The organism is Amycolatopsis solani, from assembly GCF_033441515.1.
In the GTDB taxonomy this organism is placed as follows: Bacteria; Actinomycetota; Actinomycetes; order Mycobacteriales; family Pseudonocardiaceae; genus Amycolatopsis; species Amycolatopsis solani.
The window spans coordinates 1,731,524-1,749,821 of sequence record NZ_JAWQJT010000003.1; the positions used below are offsets into that span (position 1 = coordinate 1,731,524).

An 18,298-nucleotide genomic window follows, 5' to 3' on the forward strand; every position below is an offset into this window, starting at 1 on the left:
ATCCGATGATCACGGGGTGACCATCAGGTCTGGGGCTTTCCGCCCGCGTACCGGGCGATGATCAGCGCCACCAGGATGATCGCGCCGTAGATCGCGCCCTGCCACTCCGCCGTCACGTGGGCGTAGTTGAGCAGGCTCGACACCGAAGACAGCAGCAGGACGCCGGTGAGGGCGCCGACCAGGGTGCCCTTGCCGCCGTCGAGCGAGACGCCGCCGATCACCGCGGCCGCGAACACCTGCAGGATCAGCCCGGAGCCCTGGTTCGCGCCCAGCGCGCCGACGTAACCGGTGTACGCGAGCCCGCCGATCGCCGCCAGGATCCCGGCCACGACGAACACCGCCCACGCGATGCGGTCGACGCGCACGCCCGCCGCCCGCGCGGCTTCGCGGTTGCCGCCGATCGCGTACAGCGCACGGCCGACGCGGTGGTAGCGCAGCACCCAGCCGGCGATCGCGAACAGCACCGCGGCCAGCCACACCGACATCGGCAGCCCGGCGAACGTCGTCGTCGCCAGGTTCGTGAACGAGTCCGGCAGGTTGAACAGCGTCTTGCCCTTGGTCGAGCCGACCTGCACACCGCGGAGCACGGTGAGCATCGCCAGCGTCACGATGAAGGCGTTCAACTTCAGCTTCACGATCAGGAAGCCGTTGACGAACCCGACCAGCGCGCCGCACAGCGGGATGATCAGCAGGCCGATCGCGGCGGGCAGTTCGACGCCGAAGCCGGCCGACGCCGCCGGGATCACGACCATCGCGCCCAGCGCGGGCGCGAGACCCATCGTGGATTCGAGCGACAGGTCGAACTTCCCGGTGATCAGCACGAGCGACTCGCCGAGCACGACCAGCGACAGCGCCGCCGACGCGGTCAGGATGCTGACGATGTTGCTCCAGCCGACGAACGTGTCGTCGACCAGGCCGCCGATCACGAACACCACGATCAGCGCGGGCAAGAGCGCGAGTTCACGCAGCCAGACGGCTTTGCGGCGCCGCGGCGGCGCGGGCAGCTCCGTTTGCGGAGAGGTCATCACTTCGGTCACGAAAGCTCGACTCCTTCGATGTCGGCCACGAGGTCGCCGTCGGACCACCCGGCCTGGTGCTCGGCGACCACGGCCCCGGCGCGCAGCACCAGGACCCGGTCGCTCAGGCGCAGGTCGTCGAGCTCGTCGCTGACGATCAGCACCGCCTTGCCTTCGGCGCGCACCCGGTCCACGACCGCGAGCAGCGCCTCCTTCGACTTCACGTCCACGCCGGCGGTCGGGTTGATCAGCACCACGATCCGCGGGTCGCTGACCAGGGCCCGCGCCAGCACGACCTTCTGCTGGTTGCCGCCGGACAGGTCGGACACGGGCTGCTCGGCGCCCGCGGCCACGATGTCGTAGTCCTTCAACGCCTGCGACGCCTTGGCGTGCCGGGTGGCAGGCGACGCGATCCCGCCGCGGCCGAGCTTGTCCAAAATGGACAGCGTGGTGTTGTCCGCGATGGAGTGCTCCAGCACCAGGCCTTCGTGGTGCCGGTCGCGCGGCACGCAGCCGATCCCGGCCCGCAGCGCCGCCGGGATGTCGCCCGGCCGCAGCGGCTCGCCGTCGACGCGGATGGTGCCCGCCGACGGCGTCCGCAGGCCGTAGACGGTCTCGGCGACCTGGTGCTTCCCGCTGGCGTTGCTGCCCGCGAGCCCGACGACCTCGCCGCGCCGGAGCCGGAACGAGACGTCCCGGAAGCCGTCGCCGGACAGCCCGTCGACCGCCAGGATCTCCGCCGCGTCGTCTTCGAGGGACTCCCGGGAAGCGGCGTCACGGACCGAAAGGCCGCCGGGTTCGCCGGTCATCGCGTCGACGAGCTCCGCGCGACCGACCTCGGACACCGGCGCGGTGAGCACGTGCTTCGCGTCGCGCAGCACCGTGACGGCCTGGCAGACCTCGTACACCTCGTGCAGGTGGTGCGAGATGAACAGGAACGTCACCCCGCCCGCCTGCATCTGGCGCATCCGCTCGAACAGCCGCTCGATGGCCTGGCTGTCGAGCTGCGCGGTCGGCTCGTCGAGGACGATGAACCGGGCGCCGTAGGACAGCGCGCGGGCGATCTCGACGAACTGCCGGTCCTCGACCGACAGCTCCCCCGCGGGCGTGTCGACGTCGACGTGCACGTCCCACGAGTCGAGCAGCTCGCGGGCCTTGCGCCGCAACGACTTCCAGCCGATCGAGAACCCGCCGCCCGCCTGCCGGTTCAGGAACAGGTTCTCGGCGACGGTGAGCTGCGGGACGACCATCGCGTGCTGGTAGACGCAGGCGACGCGCGCCTTCCAGTCGTCCTGTTTGGACAGTGGCGGGGCCGGCTCGCCGCCGAACTCGACGTGCCCGGTGTCCGTGGCGGACAGGCCGGTGAGGATGGAGACGAGCGTCGACTTGCCGGCCCCGTTGCGCCCGACGAGCGCGTGCGACTCGCCGGCGTGCACGGTGAGGCTGACGTCGTGCAGCGCCACGGTCGGGCCGTAGCGCTTCCCGACGCCGCGGGCGCTGACGACCGGGGTCACAGGTTGTTCCCCCACAGGGCCTTGTCGTCCACGTTGTCCTTGGTGATGACGGGCGCGGGCAGCTGGTCCTCGAGGATGCCGGGGCTGATCTCGACGATCGTGCTGTCGTGGTCGGTCGGGCCCGGCTTGAACGTCTCGCCCGCCATGGCCTTCTTCAGCCAGTACAGGCCGTACTTCGCGTAGGCGTCGGCCGGCTGGGACACGGTGGCGTCCAGCTCGCCGGCCCGGATCGCGGCCAGCTCCTGCGGGATGCCGTCGTTGGACACGAGCACGATGTGCTTCGGGTCCCCGACCGGGAAGAACAGGTTCTTGCGCTTGAGGGCCTGCTCGGTCGGAGCCAGGTAGACACCGCCGGCCTGCATGTAGACGCCCTTGATGTCCGGGTTGGCGGTCAGCATGCTGTCCAGTCCGGAGGACGCCTTGTCGGCCTTCCACTCGGCCGGGATCTCCAGCACCTGGACGCCGGGGTACTTGGCTTTCATGCAGTCGCGGAAGGCTTCCGAGCGGTCACGGCCGTTGACCGACGCGAGGTCGCCCATGATCTGCACGACCTTGCCGGACTTGACCTTCGCGCCGATCGCGTCGCACGCCTTGGTGCCGTACGCCTTGTTGTCAGCCCGCACGACCATGGCGACCTTGCCGCTCTCGGGGGCGACGTCCACGGCGACGACCGGGACGCCCTTGTTCTCGGCCTGCTTGAGCCCGGCGACGATCGCGGCGGAGTCCAGCGGCGTGACGACCAGGCCCTTGACGCCCTGGTTGAGGAAGGTGCCGATGTCGGTGATCAGCTTGGCCGGGTCGCTGTCGGCGTTGACCGTCGGGAGGACGTCGACGCCCTCGGACTTGGCCATCTGCGGGACGTAGTTGTTGTAGGCCTGCCAAAACGGCGAGGTCAGCAGGGGGAGGGTCGCGCCGACCTTGCCGCCGGAACCGCCACCCGCCGCGGGCGCCGACGCATTGTCCTTAGTGGACCCGCAGGCGGCCAGTACCAGGCCGCAGGCGGCGACGGCGGCCACCTTGATCACCTTCGTGCGCACAGCATCCTCCTTGATGACGGCGGGGAATCAAGTCTTCTAGTCGTGGTGCACGGGGCCGCGCGGACGCAGGCCGTACATGCCACCGTCGACCGCGAGCGCGGTGCCGGTGGTGGACGCGGAAAGCGGGCTGGCGAGGTAGGCGACGGCGTTCGCGACCTCCTCGGCGGTGACCAGCCGGCCCATCGGCTGGCGTGCCGCGAGGGCCGCGCGTTCGGCCGCCGGGTCGGCGGCGGCGTCGAGGAGACGGCCCACCCAGGGGGTGTCCGCCGTGCCGGGGCACACGCAGTTGACGCGGATCCCGTCCGGCAGGTGGTCGGTCGCCATGGCCAGGGTCAGCGAGAGCACCGCACCCTTGCTGGCCGAGTACAGCGCGCGGTGGGGCAGGCCGGCCCAGGCCGCGATGGAGCAGGTGTTGACGATCGCCGCGGACGGCGACTCCTTGAGGTGCGGCAACGCGGCCCGGGCGAGCCGGACCATGCCGACGACGTTGACGTCGAACACGCGGTGCCATTCGTCGTCGTCGTTGCCCGTGACGTCGCCCTGCGCGCCGATGCCGGCGTTGTTGACCAGGATGTCGAGGCGCCCGAAGCGTTCGACGACGGCGTCGATCGCCGACCGGACTTCGTCGTCGGAGGAGACGTCGCAGCGGATGCCGTCGTCGCCCGGCTTCAGGTCGAGCGCCGCCACCTGGGCACCGCGCGCGGTCAGCAGGTCCGCCACCGCCTTGCCGATGCCCGATGCGCCTCCGGTGACGGCGGCGACCAGGCCCTCGAATTCACTCACTTGCGGTCTCCGTCCACTCGGGACCGTCCGGGAACCGGAACCGGCGCAGCGTGGCGTCGTGCATGCGCGCGGAGAACCCGGGTACGGTCGGGGCGAGGTACCGGCCGCGCTCGACGACGGCCGGGTCGGTGAAGTGCTCGTGCAGGTGGTCGACCCACTCGATGGACCGGTCCGCGTCGGTGCCCGACACCGCCACGAAGTCGAACATCGACAGGTGCCGGACGAGCTCGCAGAGCCCGACCCCGCCGGCGTGCGGGCACACCGGCACGCCGAACTTGGCGGCCAGCAGCAGGATCGCCAGGTTCTCGTTGAAGCCGCCGACGCGGGCGGCGTCCAGCTGCAGCACCGAAATCGCGCCGGCCTGCAGGAGCTGCTTGAAGACGACGCGGTTCTGGACGTGCTCGCCGGTGGCGACGCGGATCGGCGCAAGCGCTTTCGCGATCGCCGCGTGGCCGAGGACGTCGTCCGGGGACGTCGGCTCCTCGATCCAGTACGGGTCGTACGGCGCGAGCTCGGTCATCCAGTCGACCGCGGCGGAGACGTCCCAGCGCTGGTTGGCGTCGACGGCGATGCGGATGCCGTCGCCGACCGTCTCGCGGGCCAGCTTCATCCGGCGGACGTCGTCCCCGAGGTTGCCGCCGACCTTGAGCTTGATCATCCCGAAGCCGTCCGCGACGGCCTGCTCGGCGAGCCGCACGAGCTTCGCGTCGGCGTACCCGAGCCAGCCGGGTGACGTGCTGTAGGCGCGGTAGCCGTGCGCTTCGAGCTGGTTCGCGCGCTCTTCGCGGCCCGGCTCGGCGGCGCGCAGGATCTCCAGGGCTTCGGCCTCGGTCAGCGCGTCGGACAGGTACCGGAAGTCCACGAGGGAGACCAGTTCTTCCGGGGTCATCCGCGCCGCGAACCGCCAGACCGGGAGGCCGGCGCGGCGCGCGGCGAGGTCCCACGCGGCGTTGACCACCGCCCCGACGGCCATGTGCGCGACGCCCTTTTCCGGGCCCAGCCAGCGGAACTGCGAGTCGCCGACGAGCGTGCGGGACAGGTCGCCGAGCGCGGCCGCGTCCTCCGGGACGTCCCGGCCGACGACGTGCGGGGCGAGCGCGCGGATGGCGGCGGCCTGGACGTCGTTGCCGCGGCCGATGGTGAACGCGAGGCCGTAGCCGTCCGGGCCGCCGTCGGTGTGCAGCACGACGTAGGCCGCGGAGTAGTCCGGATCGGGGTTCATCGCGTCCGAGCCGTCGAGCTCCCGGGACGTCGGGAACCGGACGTCGAGGACCTCCATGCCGATGATCTTCGCCATGGTCAGGCCTGCCTCGCGACCTGGCGCTGGCGCCCGAGGCCGTCGATCTCGAGCTCGATCACGTCGCCGTCGCGCAGGTACGGCTTCGGGTCGGGCTGCCCGAGCGCGACGCCTTCGGGCGTGCCGGTGTTGATCAGGTCGCCGGGGCGCAGCACCATGACCTGGCTCAGGTGGTGGACGATCTCGGCCACGGAGAAGATCATGTCCTTGGTGCTCGAATCCTGCTTCTTCTCGCCGTTGATCCACAGGCGCAGGCCGAGGTCCTGCGGGTCCGGCACCTCGCCCGCCGGCACCAGCACCGGGCCGAGCGGGTTGAAGTTCTCGCAGGACTTGCCCTTGTCCCACTGGGCGGTGCGGAACTGCAGCTCGCGCTCGGAGACGTCGTTCGACACGACGTAGCCGGCGACGTGCTCCAGGGCCTCCTCGACGCTGCCGAGGTAGCGGGCGGTCTTGCCGATGACGACGCCGAGCTCGACCTCCCAGTCCGTGCTGGCCGAGCCACGCGGGATGAGGACGTCGTCGCCGGGGCCGACCACGACGTCCGGCGCCTTCATGAAGACGACCGGCTCGGTGGGCGGGGTCGCGCCGGTTTCCTCGGCGTGGCGGCGGTAGTTCATGCCGATGCAGACGACCTTGCCGGGCTGGGCGATCGGCGAGCCCACGCGCAGGCCCTCGACATCGGCTCTCGGCAGCTCCCCGGCGGCGAGCGCGGCGGCCGCGCGCGCGATCCCGTCCGCGGCGAAGAAGCCGCCGTCGACGTCGGCGGTCAGCCCGCCCAGCTCGTAGGTGGTGCCGTCGCCGTCCCGCACGAACGGACGCTCGCTTCCCGGCTCTCCGAGGCGCACTAGCTGCACGGAAGTTCCCTTCACCCACACCGACCAGACATCCGATGTATATCGCAGTCGCGAGCCTCGATCTAGAGTCAGCGGCGAATCGACCGGAAATTGGTCGGATCAGTATCGGTTCATGCTCGTTTGAGCACGGGGTGTCACCGATCACAGCCGGAATAGCACCGGCGCCGGCGTCGCTGGTCGGAACCAGGACCGGGAGGAGGCCGATGACCACCACGGCGGAACGTACCGCGACCAGCAGGCGCGCGCAGCTGAAGTTCGTCCTCATCCTGGGTGGTCTCTCGGCGTTCGGGCCGCTGTCGATCGACATGTACCTGCCCGCCCTCCCCCGGATGGCCGAGGACCTGCGCGCGGCGGACTCGACGGTCCAGCTGACGCTGAGCGCGTTCATCGTCGGACTGGCACTGGGCCAGCTGGTGCTCGGCCCGCTGTCGGACGCGCTGGGCCGCCGCCGCCCGCTGCTCGCGGGGCTCGTGCTCTACGTCGTGGGTTCGGTGCTGTGCGCGGTGAGCCCGGACGCGTGGCTGCTGGTCGGCGCCCGGTTCGTCCAGTCACTCGGCGCGGCCGCGGGCGTCGTCATCGCGCGGGCCACCGTCCGCGACCTCTACTCCGGCACCGCGATGACGAAGTTCTTCTCGACGCTGATGCTGGTCAGCGGCCTGGCCCCGATCCTGGCCCCGCTGATCGGCGGGCAGCTGCTGAACTGGACGTCCTGGCGCGGGGTGTTCGTCGCGCTGACGGTGTTCGGCGCGGTGCTGCTGGCGGTGGTGGTGTTCTTCCTGCCGGAGCCGTCCCCGGTCCGGGTCCCCGCGCGGCTGGGCCAGGTGATGCGGACGTACGGGCGGCTGGTGGCCGATCGGTCGTTCGCGGGGTACGCGCTGGCGTCGGGGCTGCTGTTCGCGTCGATGTTCGCCTACATCTCGGGGTCGTCGTTCGCGCTGCAGGGCGTGTACGGGCTCAGTCCGCAGGCGTACAGCGTGGTCTTCGGCGTCAACGGCGTCGGCATCGTGCTGGCGGGCCAGCTCAACGGACGGCTCGTCGGCCGGGTGTCCGAGCGGGCGTTGTTGTCGTCAGGGCTGCTGCTCGGCGTCGTCGGCGGGGCGTTCGTGCTGGCGTCGGCGGTGTTCCGGGCGCCGCTGGCGTTGCTGCTGGTGTCGTTGTTCCTGCTGGTGTCGAGCATCGGGCTGGTGATGCCGAACGCGAGTTCGCTGGCGCTGGCCTCGCACGCCCGGTCGGCGGGGGCGGCCTCGGCGTTGCTGGGGGTGCTGCAGTTCGTGGTGGGCGCGGCGGCGACGCCTTTGGTGGGACTGGGCGGGCCGGGCACCGCGGTGCCGATGGCGGCGACCATGGCGGGGTTCGCGGTTTTGGCTTTGGTGGCCTACCTGGTGCTGACGCGGAAAAGTCAGCCCGCCGGTTTGATCGGCGAAGCCTGATTCCCGAACGGGGCCCTCTTCAGGTCAGCGAGGCCAATTCCGCCGTCTTGAGCTGCTCCGCCGTCACCTTCGCGCGGCCGTCGACCAGCGCGCTCAGCGCGTCGCCGTCGTCCCACATGTTCACGTTCATCGCCGCCGCGACTTCGCCGTCGCGGAGCCAGAACGCCGTGAACTCCCGCGATGCCAGGTCTCCTCGCACCACCAGCTCGTCCGACGCCGGGTCCGCGAGACCGCGGTACTCGCACCCCAGGTCGTACTGGTCGGTGAAGAAGTACGGCGAGGCCAGGAAAGGCTCGTTCTCCCCCAGCAGGTTCCGCGCCACGTGCGCGCCCTGGTCCTTCGCGTTCGCCCAGTGCTCCACCCGGATGCGACGCCCGTAGCGCGGGTGGAAGTGGGCCGCGATGTCGCCCACCGCGTACACGTCCGGGGCCGCCGTGCGCAGGCCCGCGTCCACGCTGACGCCGCCGTCGTCGGACAGTTCCAGGCCCGCCGCGTGGGCCAGCTCCACCCGCGGGGCCGCGCCGACCGCGACCAGGACCACGTCCGCCAGCAACTCTTCGCCGTTGCCAAGCCGGACGCCGCGGACGCCGTCCGGGCCGCCCGTGATCTCCGCGACCTGCTCGCCGAGGCGGTAGTGCACGCCGTGGGAAACGTGCAGGTCGCGGAAGACGCCACCGATCGTCTCGCCGATGACGTTCGCCAGCGGGACCGGGACCGGGTCGACCACCGTCACGTCCGCGTCGTGCGTGCGGGCCGCCGCGGCCGCCTCGGAGCCGATCCAGCCGGCGCCGACGATGACCACCCGCTCCGCCTCCGCGAACGCCGAACGCAGCTTCAGCGCGTCGTCCAGGGTCCGCAGCGTGTACAGCCCGGGCAGGTCGCCGCCCGGGACCGGCAGCGACCGCGGGCGGGAGCCGGTCGCGAGGACCAGGCGGTCGTAGCGGTGCTCGCCGCCGGTGTCGTCGAGGACCAGGCGGGCGCCCAGCTCGACGCGGGTCGCCGTGACGCCGGGGCTGAAGCGGATGTCCTTCTCGGCGTAGAACTTCTCTTCGTGCACCCAGTCGGGTTCGTCGGCGGTGCCCTGGAGCACGCCCTTCGACAGCGGCGGCAGCTCGTACGGGCGGTGCGGGTCCGAGCCCATCAACAGGACGTCACCGGCGTAACCGCGTTCTCGCAACGCGGCCGCGGCGGACGCCCCGCCCAGTCCCGCACCGACGACGACGATCTTCCGCGGCTCCGACATCAGCGACCTCCCACGACGACGAGACGGTGCGGACGGTACTCCGGAACCGGCCGCGCCACGACCGGTGGATACGCCGGAAATCCGCGAAGCGCAAGACAAAACCCACGAGTAGGCAGATCGGGTGAACCGGCGTCATAGCGCCGCCACGGCCCCCTCCCACCCACGCACGAAGCACGATCGACGAAGGAAATTCGGAGGGCGGCGACCATGAGTCGGGGCGAGTGGTCGATCGGCTGCCGCGATCTGGCCGGCAGGCGCAGGGACGTGACGGTGTTCGTCAGCAACGACAAGGTGGTGCTGGTCGCGCCACCCGGCGAGGCGGCGGTGCTCGGGCCGCTCGACGTCGGACGGCTGCGGGCCGCGTTGCGGGATGCTGTTGTCGCGACGGCGGACGAGACGGCCCAAACCTGACAACTACCGTTTCTACTTATCAGTAGGTTAGAGTCGGCCCTTGACGGAAGGGACCGGCCATGACGACCTACTTCGTGACGGGTGCGACGGGCTTCATCGGGAAACGCCTGGTCGCGCGGTTGCTCCGGCGGCCGGAGACGTCCACCGTGCACGCGCTGGTGCGGGAGACCTCCCGCGAGCGGCTGACCGCGCTGAGCCGGGGCTGGGCGGGCGCGGACAAGCTGCACCCGGTGGTCGGCGACCTCGCCGAACCCCGGCTCGGCGTCGATCCCGAAGGGCTCGGGCACCTCGACCACGTCGTCCACCTGGGCGCGGTCTACGACCTCACCGCGGGCGAAGAAGCCAACCGGCGCGCCAACGTCGAGGGCACCCGGCACCTGCTCGCCTTCGCCGCCGCGGCGCGGGCGGGGCTGGTGCACCACGTGTCGTCGATCGCCGTCGCGGGCGACCACACCGGGCGGTTCACCGAGGCCGACTTCGACCTGGGGCAGCGCTTCGGCTCGCCGTACCACGCGACGAAGTTCCAGGCCGAGAAGCTCGTCCGCGAGCAGGCCCTGCCCTTCCGCGTCTACCGGCCGTCCGCGGTCGTCGGCGACTCGCGCACCGGCGAGATGGACAAGGTCGACGGGCCCTACTTCTTCCTGCCCGCGATCTCGCGGCTGGCGGCGCTGCCCAGCCGCCTTCCGCTGGCCGCCCCCGATCTCGGCGCGACGAACCTGGTGCCCGTCGACTACGTCGTCGAGGCGATGGAGCACCTGATGCACCGGGACGCGCCTTCGGGCTCGACGTACCACCTCGCGGCCGCGCGGCCGCAGTCGCTCAACTCCGTCTACAACGCCTTCGCGCGCGCCGCCGGCGGGCCGGTGATCCGGGCCGCGCTGCCCGCCCGGCCGTCCGGGGTGCTCCGGCGCGCGGGCGGACGGGTCGCCAAGGCGGCCGCGGCCGGGATCGACCGCCTGCCCGGCGGCCGGGCCACGCGGGCCGCCGTCCTGGAAGAGCTGGGCGTTCCGCTGGAAGTGCTGCCGCACCTGAGCATGCCCGTCGAGTTCGACACCGCCCGCACGACGACGGCGTTGTTCGGCAGCGGCATCGAACTCCCCGAACTGCGGGACTACGCGGCGCCGCTGTACCGGTACTGGCGGGCCCACCTCGACCCCGACCGCGCCCGCCGCACCCGCGGCCTGTCCGGGCGGACGGTGCTGATCACCGGCGCGTCGTCCGGGATCGGCCGGGCGTCGGCGCTCGCGGTGGCGCGCAAGGGCGCGAAAGTGATCCTCGTGGCCCGCCGCGCGTCGGAACTCGAAGAGGTGCGGGCGGAGATCCTCGCGGCGGGCGGCACCGCGGCGGCATACCCGTGCGACCTCACCGACGGCGACGCGGTCGACGCGCTCGTCAAGGACGTCCTCGGCGAGCACGGCGCGGTGGACGTGCTGGTGAACAACGCGGGCCGGTCGATCCGGCGTTCGGTCGCGCTGTCCACCGAACGGTTCCACGACTTCGAGCGCACGATGGCCATCAACTACTTCGGCCCGGTGCGGCTGATCCTCGGGTTCCTGCCGTCGATGACCGCGCGCCGGTTCGGCCACGTCGTCAACGTGACGACCCAGGGCCTGCAGACCGACACCCCGCGCTTCTCCGCGTACCTGGCGTCGAAGGCGGCGCTGGAGGAGTTCGGGCTGGCGGCCGGGCGCGAGACGCTCTCCGACGGCGTCACGTTCACGTCGGTGCGGATGCCGCTGGTCCGGACGCCGATGATCGCGCCGACCGGCTACCGCGGTCTCCCGTCGAGCAGCCCGGAACGCGCGGCGGCCCTGGTCGTGAAGGCGTGCGAGGAGCGGCCGGAGGTGCTGAGCCTGCCCGAAGGCCGGGCGGCCGAGCTGGCGACGCTCGTCGCGCCGCGGCTCGCCCGCTTCACCGCGCACCTCGCGTATTCGGCGATGCGCGAGTCGGCGCCCGAGGCCCGCGACCTGCCCCGCCGGCCCGCGCCGGCGTCGATCGCGGCGGCGGTGACCCGCTCGATCTGGCGCCGTCGTGCTTGATCCCCGCGAATTCCGCCGAAACGCTGGCACGGCGGCGACGGTACTTCTACCCTCGCGCGAGTCCCGTACACCGGTACGGGCGTGAACTGGGGAGTTCGAAATGCCGGAAACCACCGCTGGGGCACGCGCCGACAAGACAGCCGAGATCGGCACCGCACGGCCCACCATCGGGTGAACCCGCGCCGGGCCGCCGCGCCCCCGCATGTAGTGAATGACTCATTCCTGTCGTCGGACGACAGGAATGAGTCATTCACTACGACCGGCCGCCCGGCGGGACGGACTTCGGGCCGGTGGTGCGGGCCATGCCGGTGACCGGTCCGGCCAGTACCATCGCTCCCGGGTGTGATCGGGGAGCGGAAGGCGGGCGAGGCGTGGACGTGGCGAGTCCTGCGCACGCCGCCGCGGAACCCGCGCCCCCGAAGGCTTCCCGGCCCCTGGTGCGCTGGGGGATCCACGCCGGCTGGGTCGTGCTCCTCGCGCTGGCCACCGAACTGCGTGTCGGCCGCTTCGGGTTCCACCCCTCCGACCAGGGTTTCATCCTCGCGCAGGCGTGGCGCGTGCTGCACGGCGAAGTGCCGCACGCCGACATCATCTCCGCGCGCCCGCTCGGCTCCGCCGTGCTGCACGTCGTCGACTTCGCCCTCCCGATGCCGCTGTTCTTCGGGTCGAGCTTCCTGTCCATGATCGAGATCATCGTGGCGACGATCGCGTTCGCCGCGCTCGTCACCCGGCGCCGGGTGCTCGACTGGGGCCCGGGCATGACGGCGATGGTCGCGGCCGCGTCGCTGATCAACCTCAACGCCTTCCCGCTGATGGCCTGGCACACCGTCGACGGCATCGCGCTCACCGCGTGCGGTGCCTGGGCGCTCGACACCGGCCTGCGCACCGGCCGCGCGCTCGCCCGCCGCGGCGGGCTGGTGCTGCTCGGCTGCGCCGTGTTCGTGAAGCAGAGCTTCGCGCTGGCCGCCGTGATCGGCGTGCTGTGGCTGCTGCTGCACCCGGCCACCCGGACGGGCGCCCGGCGCGTGCTGCGGCTGCTGCTCGACCTGCTCGCGCTCGGCGCGCCCGGGCTGGCGTACGTGGCGTGGGTCGCCCTCGGCGGCGGGTTTTCCGAGATGGTCGAGCAGCTCACCGGTGGCGTGCCCGCGTACGGCGAACGGCTGCTCGGGCTGTGGCTGGCCGACCCCGAAGCGCTGACGCGGGCGCCGGTGCGCGAACTGGGGTTCTTCGCCGCGATCGCCGTGGTGCTGCTGGCCGTCCGGCTGCCCGGCGACCGGCTCGGCGCGGCCGGGCGGGCCGCGTCCTGGGTGCTGGTGCTCGCCGGGGCGGCCGCGGTGGTCTGGACCGTGGTCGACGGCCGGTTCACCGGGTCCTCGCGCTGGGCCGACGTCCTGTGGTGGATCGTCGCGGTCAGCGTGCCGGTGAACGCGGCCGTGCGGCGGAAGGTGCCGTGGGCCGGCCTGCTCGTGCTCGCCACCGGGTTCATGACCAGCCTGTCGTGGGGCAACGACACGCCCACGCTGCTCACCGGCACCCTCGCGCTGACGGCGTTGCTGCTGCTGAGCCACCTCGTGCCGGCGCGGCCGCGGCTGGCGCGGCGCTGGGTGACCGCGACGGCCGGGCTGACCGCGGTCGCGGTGTGCGGCTGGGTCGTCGTCGCGCGCCACGACCAGGCGGCCTACCTCGACCTCGGGCACGACCGCTTGACCGCCGACCTCGGCGACGTCAGCCCGGCGATGGCCGGCATCCGCACGAACCCCTCGACGTACGCCTACGTCCGGCAGATCCGCGACTGCCTAGACCGCTTCCCGGCCCCGCGGACGGCCGTCCTGCCGGACAACGCGTTCGCCTACCCCGCCTTCGGCCTGACCAACCCGTTCCCGCTGGAATGGCCGCTGCCGCTGGAGATCGTCGGCGACGCACCCGAGCGGATGCTCGCGAAGAGCGACGAGCTGAACCGCGAAGGCGGCTACCTCGTGCTGTTCCAGACGGTGCCGAGCCGGCTACTGGCCACCGGCGGCCCGGTGCCGGCCGAGGTCCCCGCCGACACCCCGGTGTTCACCTACCTCGGGCTGGAGCGGGCGATCCAGGCCCGGCTCACCGGCCGTGTGGTGACCTGCGGCAGCTTCGTGGGCAAGTACGCACCCTGAGCTTCAGTCGGCCAGCAGGTCGTCCGGACTCCCGCTCGCCAGCCCGGCCAGGACGTCCAGCGCGGCGGCCAGGGTTTCCACCGGCGGGGCCGACACCGCGACCCGCACGGCGTTCGGTGCGTGCCCCGGGAGCACGGCGAACGCGGCCGCCGGGGACAGCGCGATCCCGCGGCGGGCCGCGGCCGCCACGAACGTGTCGGCTCGCCAGCGCTCCGGCAGCTCCCACCAGCGGTGGTACGAACCCGCGTCGCCGCGCAGGCCCGGCAGCTTTTCCGCGACCACCAGCGCTCGCGCGGCGGCGTCCCGGCGCTTCGCGGCCTCGACTTCGGCGAGGGTGCCGGTCACGATCCACTGGGTCGCCGCTTCGACCGCGAACCGCGACGCCGTCCAGCCGCCCGAACGCACGGACGACGCCAGCCGCGCGGCCCAGTGCGGTGGCGGCACCAGGAAACCCGCGGTCAGGCCGGGGGCCACGCGTTTGGACAGGCTGTCGGCGAAGATCGTCCGCTCGGGCGCGTACGCGGCGAACGGCCGGACGTCGTCGCGCAGGAACGTGTAGATGCCGTCCTCGATCACCGGGAGGTCGAGCCGCGCGACGACGTCGGCCAGTTCTTCCCTCCGGCGCGCGGACATCGTCGTGCCGAGCGGGTTGTGCAGCGTCGGCTGGACGTACAGCGCGCGCACCGGCTCCACCGCGGCGAGCGCCGCCGGCACGAGCCCGTCTTCGTCGGTTTCGATCGGCACGAGCTCGATCCCGAGCCGCGCCGCGAGCGCCTTGACCACCGGGTACGTCAGCGACTCCACCGCGAGCCGCGCCCCCACCGGGACGAACGCGGCGATCGCCGCCGCGATGGCCTGCCTGCCGTTGCCGGTGAACAGGATCGTCGCGGGGTCCGGCCGCCAGCCGCCGCGGGTGAGCAGCGACGCCGCCGCCGTCCGCGCCGCCGGCGTGCCCGCGGCGCCGATCGGGTGCAGGGCCGCGGTGAGGACGTCGGCGCGCAGCAACGGTTCCAGCGCCTTCGCCAGCAGCGCCGACTGCTCGGGCAGGACCGCGAAGTTGAGCTCGAGGTCGACGCGGGCGTCACCGGGCTCGGCGAGCGCGGGCTCGGGCGGCGGCTTCGCGGCCCGGACGAACGTCCCGCGGCCCACCTCGCCGACGGCCAGGCCGCGCCGCACGAGCTCGCCGTAGACGCGGGCGGCGGTGGAGTTCGCGAGGCCGCGCTGCCGCGCGAACCGGCGCTGCGGCGGGAGCCGGTCACCGGGGCGGAGCCGGCCCGCCTCGATGTCGGCGGCGAGGGCGTCCGCGACGACGCGGTAGTCGTCCATGTCCACCTTCCCGCTTCCGGTCGATCCGGACCATGATCCCAGCCCGCTAAATTGATCGTGGAGGTGCCATGACCGACAAGACCTGGGCCGAAGTGGACGACTACCTCACCGAAGCGCTGCTCGCCCCCGATCCGGTGCTCGACGACGCGCTGGCCGGCTCGGCCGCCGCCGGGCTGCCGTCCATCGCCGTCGCGCCCAACCAGGGCAAGCTGCTGAACCTGCTCGCGCGCCTGTCCGGGGCGCGGACGATCCTCGAGATCGGCACGCTCGGCGGGTACAGCACGATCTGGCTGGCCCGCGCGCTCCCGGCCGGCGGCAAGCTGGTGACCTGCGAATACGAGCCGAAGCACGCGGAAGTCGCGAGGGCGAACCTGGCGCGCGCGGGCTTCGGCGACGACGTCGCCGAGATCCGGGTCGGCGCCGCGCTCGACACGCTGCCCACGCTCGACGGGCCGTTCGACTTCGTGTTCATCGACGCCGACAAGGCCAACCTGGCGAACTACGTGCGGGCCGCGCTGGAGCTGTCCCGGCCGGGCACCACGATCGTCGTCGACAACGTCGTGCGCCAGGGCCGGGTCGCCGACGCGAGCAGCGACGACCCGAACGTCCAGGGCGCGCGGGCGATGTTCGAGGTGCTCGCCGCCGAGCCGAGGCTGGACGCGACCGCCGTCCAGACCGTCGGGAGCAAGGGGCACGACGGCTTCGTGCTGGCCATCGTGACCTGACCGCTCAGCGCGGCGGCCGCGCCACCGGCGACGGCGGCGGCACCACCTGGTGCGCCGCCGTCATGAAGCCGCGCCAGACGTCGGCCGGGACGACGTCGCCGGTCAGCTTCGCGCCACTGGCGTCCTTCAGCCGCCGGTCGTCGTCGGAGCCGATCCAGACCGCCGTCGAGAGCTCCCGGGTGTAGCCGACCGCCCAGGCGTCCTGGTTGTCCGGGCTGTTGCCGTGCTCGGCCTCGCCGGTGCGCAGCGCGGCCCCGCCGTCGCCGGCCAGCGTGCCGGTGACGTCGCGGGCGATGCGGGCGCTCTCGTCGCCGAACGCCGGGCGCGCGGTGTCCGGGGCTTCCCAGACCACCGCGCCACTCTCGTCCCGCACCTTCGCGACCAGGTGCGGGGTCGTGCGCTGCCCGTCGGCGGCGAAGGTCGCGTAGGCGCCGGCCAGGTCGAGCGGCCGCAACGGGTACCGGCCGATCGCGATGCCCGGCCCGATGAGGAAGCCGTCCTTCTCGCGCATGGTCGGGACGCCGTCGACGGCGTCCGGGATGCCGGCCTGGCGCGCGGTGTCGCTCAGCGCGTCCGGGCCGATCTGCTTCGCCAGCGCGACGAAGGGACCGTCGGCGTGGCTCGCCATCGCCGTGCGCGGGGTGCACTTCGGGCCGCAGACGTCCGGGTACTGGAAGCTCTCGCCGAGGAACTCGAGCTTCGACGGCGACGGGATCGGCTGGTCCGCGCCGTAGCCGTGGCGCAGCAACGCGGCGAGCGTGAAGGGGTAGAACGCCGAGCCCGGCGCGTGCGGCGTGCCCGCGTAGTCGCGCACGCCCTGGTCGCCGCCGTGGTAGGCGCGGACGGCACCGCTGCGCGGGTCGATCGCGACGACCGCGCCGCGGAACTCCTTCGGTTCGTTCTTCAGCCTGTCCTGCAACGACTTCTTGGCGGCGTCCTGCATCCCGCGGTCCAGCGTCGTCTCGACCGTCATGTTCCCCTGCTGGAGCCGGCCGAGCGGGAAGCCGTCCCGGTCGAGCTCGGCGAGCACCTGCTGCTTGACGTGGAATTCGTCGTAGGTGACGCGGCCGGCGCGGGTTTCCGACGGCGGCTGGATTTCCGGGCCGGGGTACGCCATCGCCTCGCCGCTCTTCACGTACCCGCGGCCGCGGAGCTTGTCGCGCACGTACTCCCAGCGCCGCGTGGCGTGCGCCTCGCCGGACGCGGCCGGGTCGTGCACCGACGGCGACTGGATCATCCCGGCGAGGAAAGCCGCTTCGCTCCAGGTGATCGAGTCGTCGAGCTTCTTGCCGAAGTAGGCGTTCATCGCCGCGGCGGGCCCGAACGTGCCGCGGCCGAAGGAGATGATGTTGACGTAGCTCTCGAAGATCTGTTCCTTGCTCTGCTCCTGCGTGATCTTCGTGGCCAGCACGAGCTCGGCGAACTTGCGGCCGATCGTGGCGTCGTCGTCACCGGTGGACTTCTTGATGTACTGCTGGGTGATCCCGGACCCGCCGCCGACGCCGGTGAGGAACGCGCGGCCGATGCCGGTCGGGTCGAAACCCTGGTTGTCCCAGAAGGTCGGGTCTTCGGTGGCGATGATGGCGTCCCGCAGTTTCGCCGGAACCTGCGCGTAGGGCACGAACATCCGGTCGCCGTCGGCCGGGATCACCTTCAGCAGCTCGGAACCGTCGGCGTACTGCAGCACGACGGTCTTGTCCAGCTCCGCCAGGACCTCTTGCGGGCTGCGGACGTCGAGCACGAGGTAGGCGACCCAGAACGCGATCAGCGGGACGCCGACGAGCGTGCCGAAGGTCCAGTAAGCGATCCGCCGGGCGCGCCGCCACCGCCGCTGCCGCGGGGTCTTCGGTTCCTCGGTCGGTTCCTCGGTCGGCAAGGTCACGAATGGATGACGGCCGACCGGGTGAGAAGGTTCTGTGGAGGTTGTTCGAATCCTGTCAGGAAGCGGTCAGGACTTGCCCTTGGCCCGGGCCGCCGCCGAGCGGGGTGGCGTCGAGCGCATGTGGTCCCGCACCGGCGCCAGCAGGCCGGCGAGGGTCGCGACGTCGTCGCGGGACAGCGGCTCGAAGAGCAGGCCGGCGACCACCTCGACGTGCCCGGGCAGCACGCGGGCGAGCCGCTCGCGCCCGGCGTCGGTGATGGTGACCGTGGTGCTCCGCTCGTCGTCCGGGGACGGGGCGCGGGTGACCAGGCCCGCCTTCTCGAGCAGGCTCGCCTGGTAGGTCAGGCCGCTGCGGCTGTAGACGACGCCGTCGGCCAGGTCGGTCATGCGGTGGCTGCCCGTCGGCGAGTCCCCGAGCCGGGCCAGCAGCTGGAACTGCACGTAGCTGAGCTCGCCGGCCTCCTTCAGCTGCTGCTCGACCGCGTGCCGCAGCAGGCTGGTCACCTCGATGAGGTCGAAGTAGGCGCCGAGCTGCACGGGGTCGAGTGACGGTGGGGCCATGACCGCAGTGTACTGCTTCGAATTCGAAGA

Annotated in this window: 15 protein-coding genes; 5 read left to right on the forward strand and 10 right to left on the reverse strand. The window is 72.3% G+C overall.

Translation table 11 applies throughout. The features are described from left to right. Window positions 1–23: 23 nt before the first annotated feature. From SD460_RS40715 to SD460_RS40740, 6 genes are read right to left on the reverse strand one after another with little or no spacing between them, the layout of a single operon-like run. Entirely contained in the window at window positions 24–1,037 is a 1,014-nt protein-coding gene (locus SD460_RS40715) for an ABC transporter permease (protein WP_290059913.1), read from the reverse strand. Beyond that, on the reverse strand, window positions 1,034–2,530 hold the full coding sequence (locus SD460_RS40720; protein ID WP_290059914.1) for a sugar ABC transporter ATP-binding protein: 1,497 nt from the start codon (window positions 2,528–2,530) through the stop codon (window positions 1,034–1,036). The genes SD460_RS40715 and SD460_RS40720 overlap by 4 nt, the downstream gene beginning before the upstream one ends. Beyond that, complete coding sequence (locus SD460_RS40725) at window positions 2,527–3,567, reverse strand: sugar ABC transporter substrate-binding protein (RefSeq protein WP_290059916.1); 1,041 nt, start codon at window positions 3,565–3,567, stop codon at window positions 2,527–2,529. Before SD460_RS40725 ends, SD460_RS40720 begins: the two co-directional genes overlap by 4 nt. Before the next feature lie 36 nt (window positions 3,568–3,603). Then, window positions 3,604–4,350 carry an SDR family NAD(P)-dependent oxidoreductase gene (locus SD460_RS40730; protein ID WP_290059917.1) on the reverse strand — a complete coding sequence of 249 codons (747 nt, stop codon included), beginning with the start codon at window positions 4,348–4,350 and terminating at the stop codon, window positions 3,604–3,606. Continuing rightward, on the reverse strand, window positions 4,343–5,647 hold the full coding sequence (locus SD460_RS40735; protein WP_290059918.1) for an enolase C-terminal domain-like protein: 1,305 nt from the start codon (window positions 5,645–5,647) through the stop codon (window positions 4,343–4,345). Before SD460_RS40735 ends, SD460_RS40730 begins: the two co-directional genes overlap by 8 nt. Window positions 5,648–5,649: 2 nt before the next feature. Next, window positions 5,650–6,501, reverse strand: coding sequence for a fumarylacetoacetate hydrolase family protein (locus tag SD460_RS40740; RefSeq protein WP_290059919.1), 852 nt, complete (start codon window positions 6,499–6,501; stop codon window positions 5,650–5,652). 203 nt (window positions 6,502–6,704) lie between these two features. On the opposite strand from SD460_RS40740, the gene SD460_RS40745 reads away from it, so the two are divergent. Continuing rightward, window positions 6,705–7,931 (forward strand): multidrug effflux MFS transporter, encoded by a 1,227-nt coding sequence (locus SD460_RS40745; RefSeq protein WP_290059921.1) that lies wholly within the window; start codon window positions 6,705–6,707, stop codon window positions 7,929–7,931. Between the two features lie 19 nt (window positions 7,932–7,950). Here SD460_RS40745 and SD460_RS40750 read toward each other — a convergent pair whose 3' ends face one another. Next, on the reverse strand, window positions 7,951–9,174 hold the full coding sequence (locus SD460_RS40750; RefSeq protein ID WP_290059922.1) for an NAD(P)/FAD-dependent oxidoreductase: 1,224 nt from the start codon (window positions 9,172–9,174) through the stop codon (window positions 7,951–7,953). A 207-nt stretch (window positions 9,175–9,381) separates the two neighbouring features. Here SD460_RS40750 and SD460_RS40755 point away from each other — a divergent pair, with 207 nt between their 5' ends. From SD460_RS40755 to SD460_RS40765, 3 genes are all read left to right on the forward strand, one after another. After that, window positions 9,382–9,585, forward strand: a complete 204-nt coding sequence (locus tag SD460_RS40755) for a hypothetical protein (RefSeq protein WP_086859537.1) — start codon at window positions 9,382–9,384, stop codon at window positions 9,583–9,585. A gap of 59 nt (window positions 9,586–9,644) precedes the next feature. Continuing rightward, window positions 9,645–11,624 carry an SDR family oxidoreductase gene (locus tag SD460_RS40760; protein WP_318307550.1) on the forward strand — a complete coding sequence of 660 codons (1,980 nt, stop codon included), beginning with the start codon at window positions 9,645–9,647 and terminating at the stop codon, window positions 11,622–11,624. A 371-nt stretch (window positions 11,625–11,995) separates the two neighbouring features. After that, a complete protein-coding gene (locus SD460_RS40765) occupies window positions 11,996–13,774 on the forward strand; it encodes a hypothetical protein (protein ID WP_318307551.1) in 1,779 nt (592 codons plus the stop codon). A 3-nt stretch (window positions 13,775–13,777) separates the two neighbouring features. On the opposite strand, the gene SD460_RS40770 is transcribed toward SD460_RS40765, so the two are convergent. Next, window positions 13,778–15,100 (reverse strand): aminotransferase-like domain-containing protein, encoded by a 1,323-nt coding sequence (locus tag SD460_RS40770; RefSeq protein ID WP_318307552.1) that lies wholly within the window; start codon window positions 15,098–15,100, stop codon window positions 13,778–13,780. A gap of 68 nt (window positions 15,101–15,168) precedes the next feature. Between SD460_RS40770 and SD460_RS40775 the strand changes: the two genes are divergently transcribed. Beyond that, complete coding sequence (locus SD460_RS40775) at window positions 15,169–15,825, forward strand: O-methyltransferase (protein ID WP_290062404.1); 657 nt, start codon at window positions 15,169–15,171, stop codon at window positions 15,823–15,825. A gap of 4 nt (window positions 15,826–15,829) precedes the next feature. Here the strand turns inward: SD460_RS40775 and SD460_RS40780 are convergent, their stop codons facing one another. Together SD460_RS40780 and SD460_RS40785 are read right to left on the reverse strand one after the other, a co-directional pair. Beyond that, entirely contained in the window at window positions 15,830–17,707 is a 1,878-nt protein-coding gene (locus SD460_RS40780) for a transglycosylase domain-containing protein (protein WP_318307553.1), read from the reverse strand. Between the two features lie 66 nt (window positions 17,708–17,773). After that, window positions 17,774–18,268, reverse strand: a complete 495-nt coding sequence (locus SD460_RS40785) for a MarR family winged helix-turn-helix transcriptional regulator (protein WP_290062406.1) — start codon at window positions 18,266–18,268, stop codon at window positions 17,774–17,776. Window positions 18,269–18,298 lie beyond the last annotated feature (30 nt).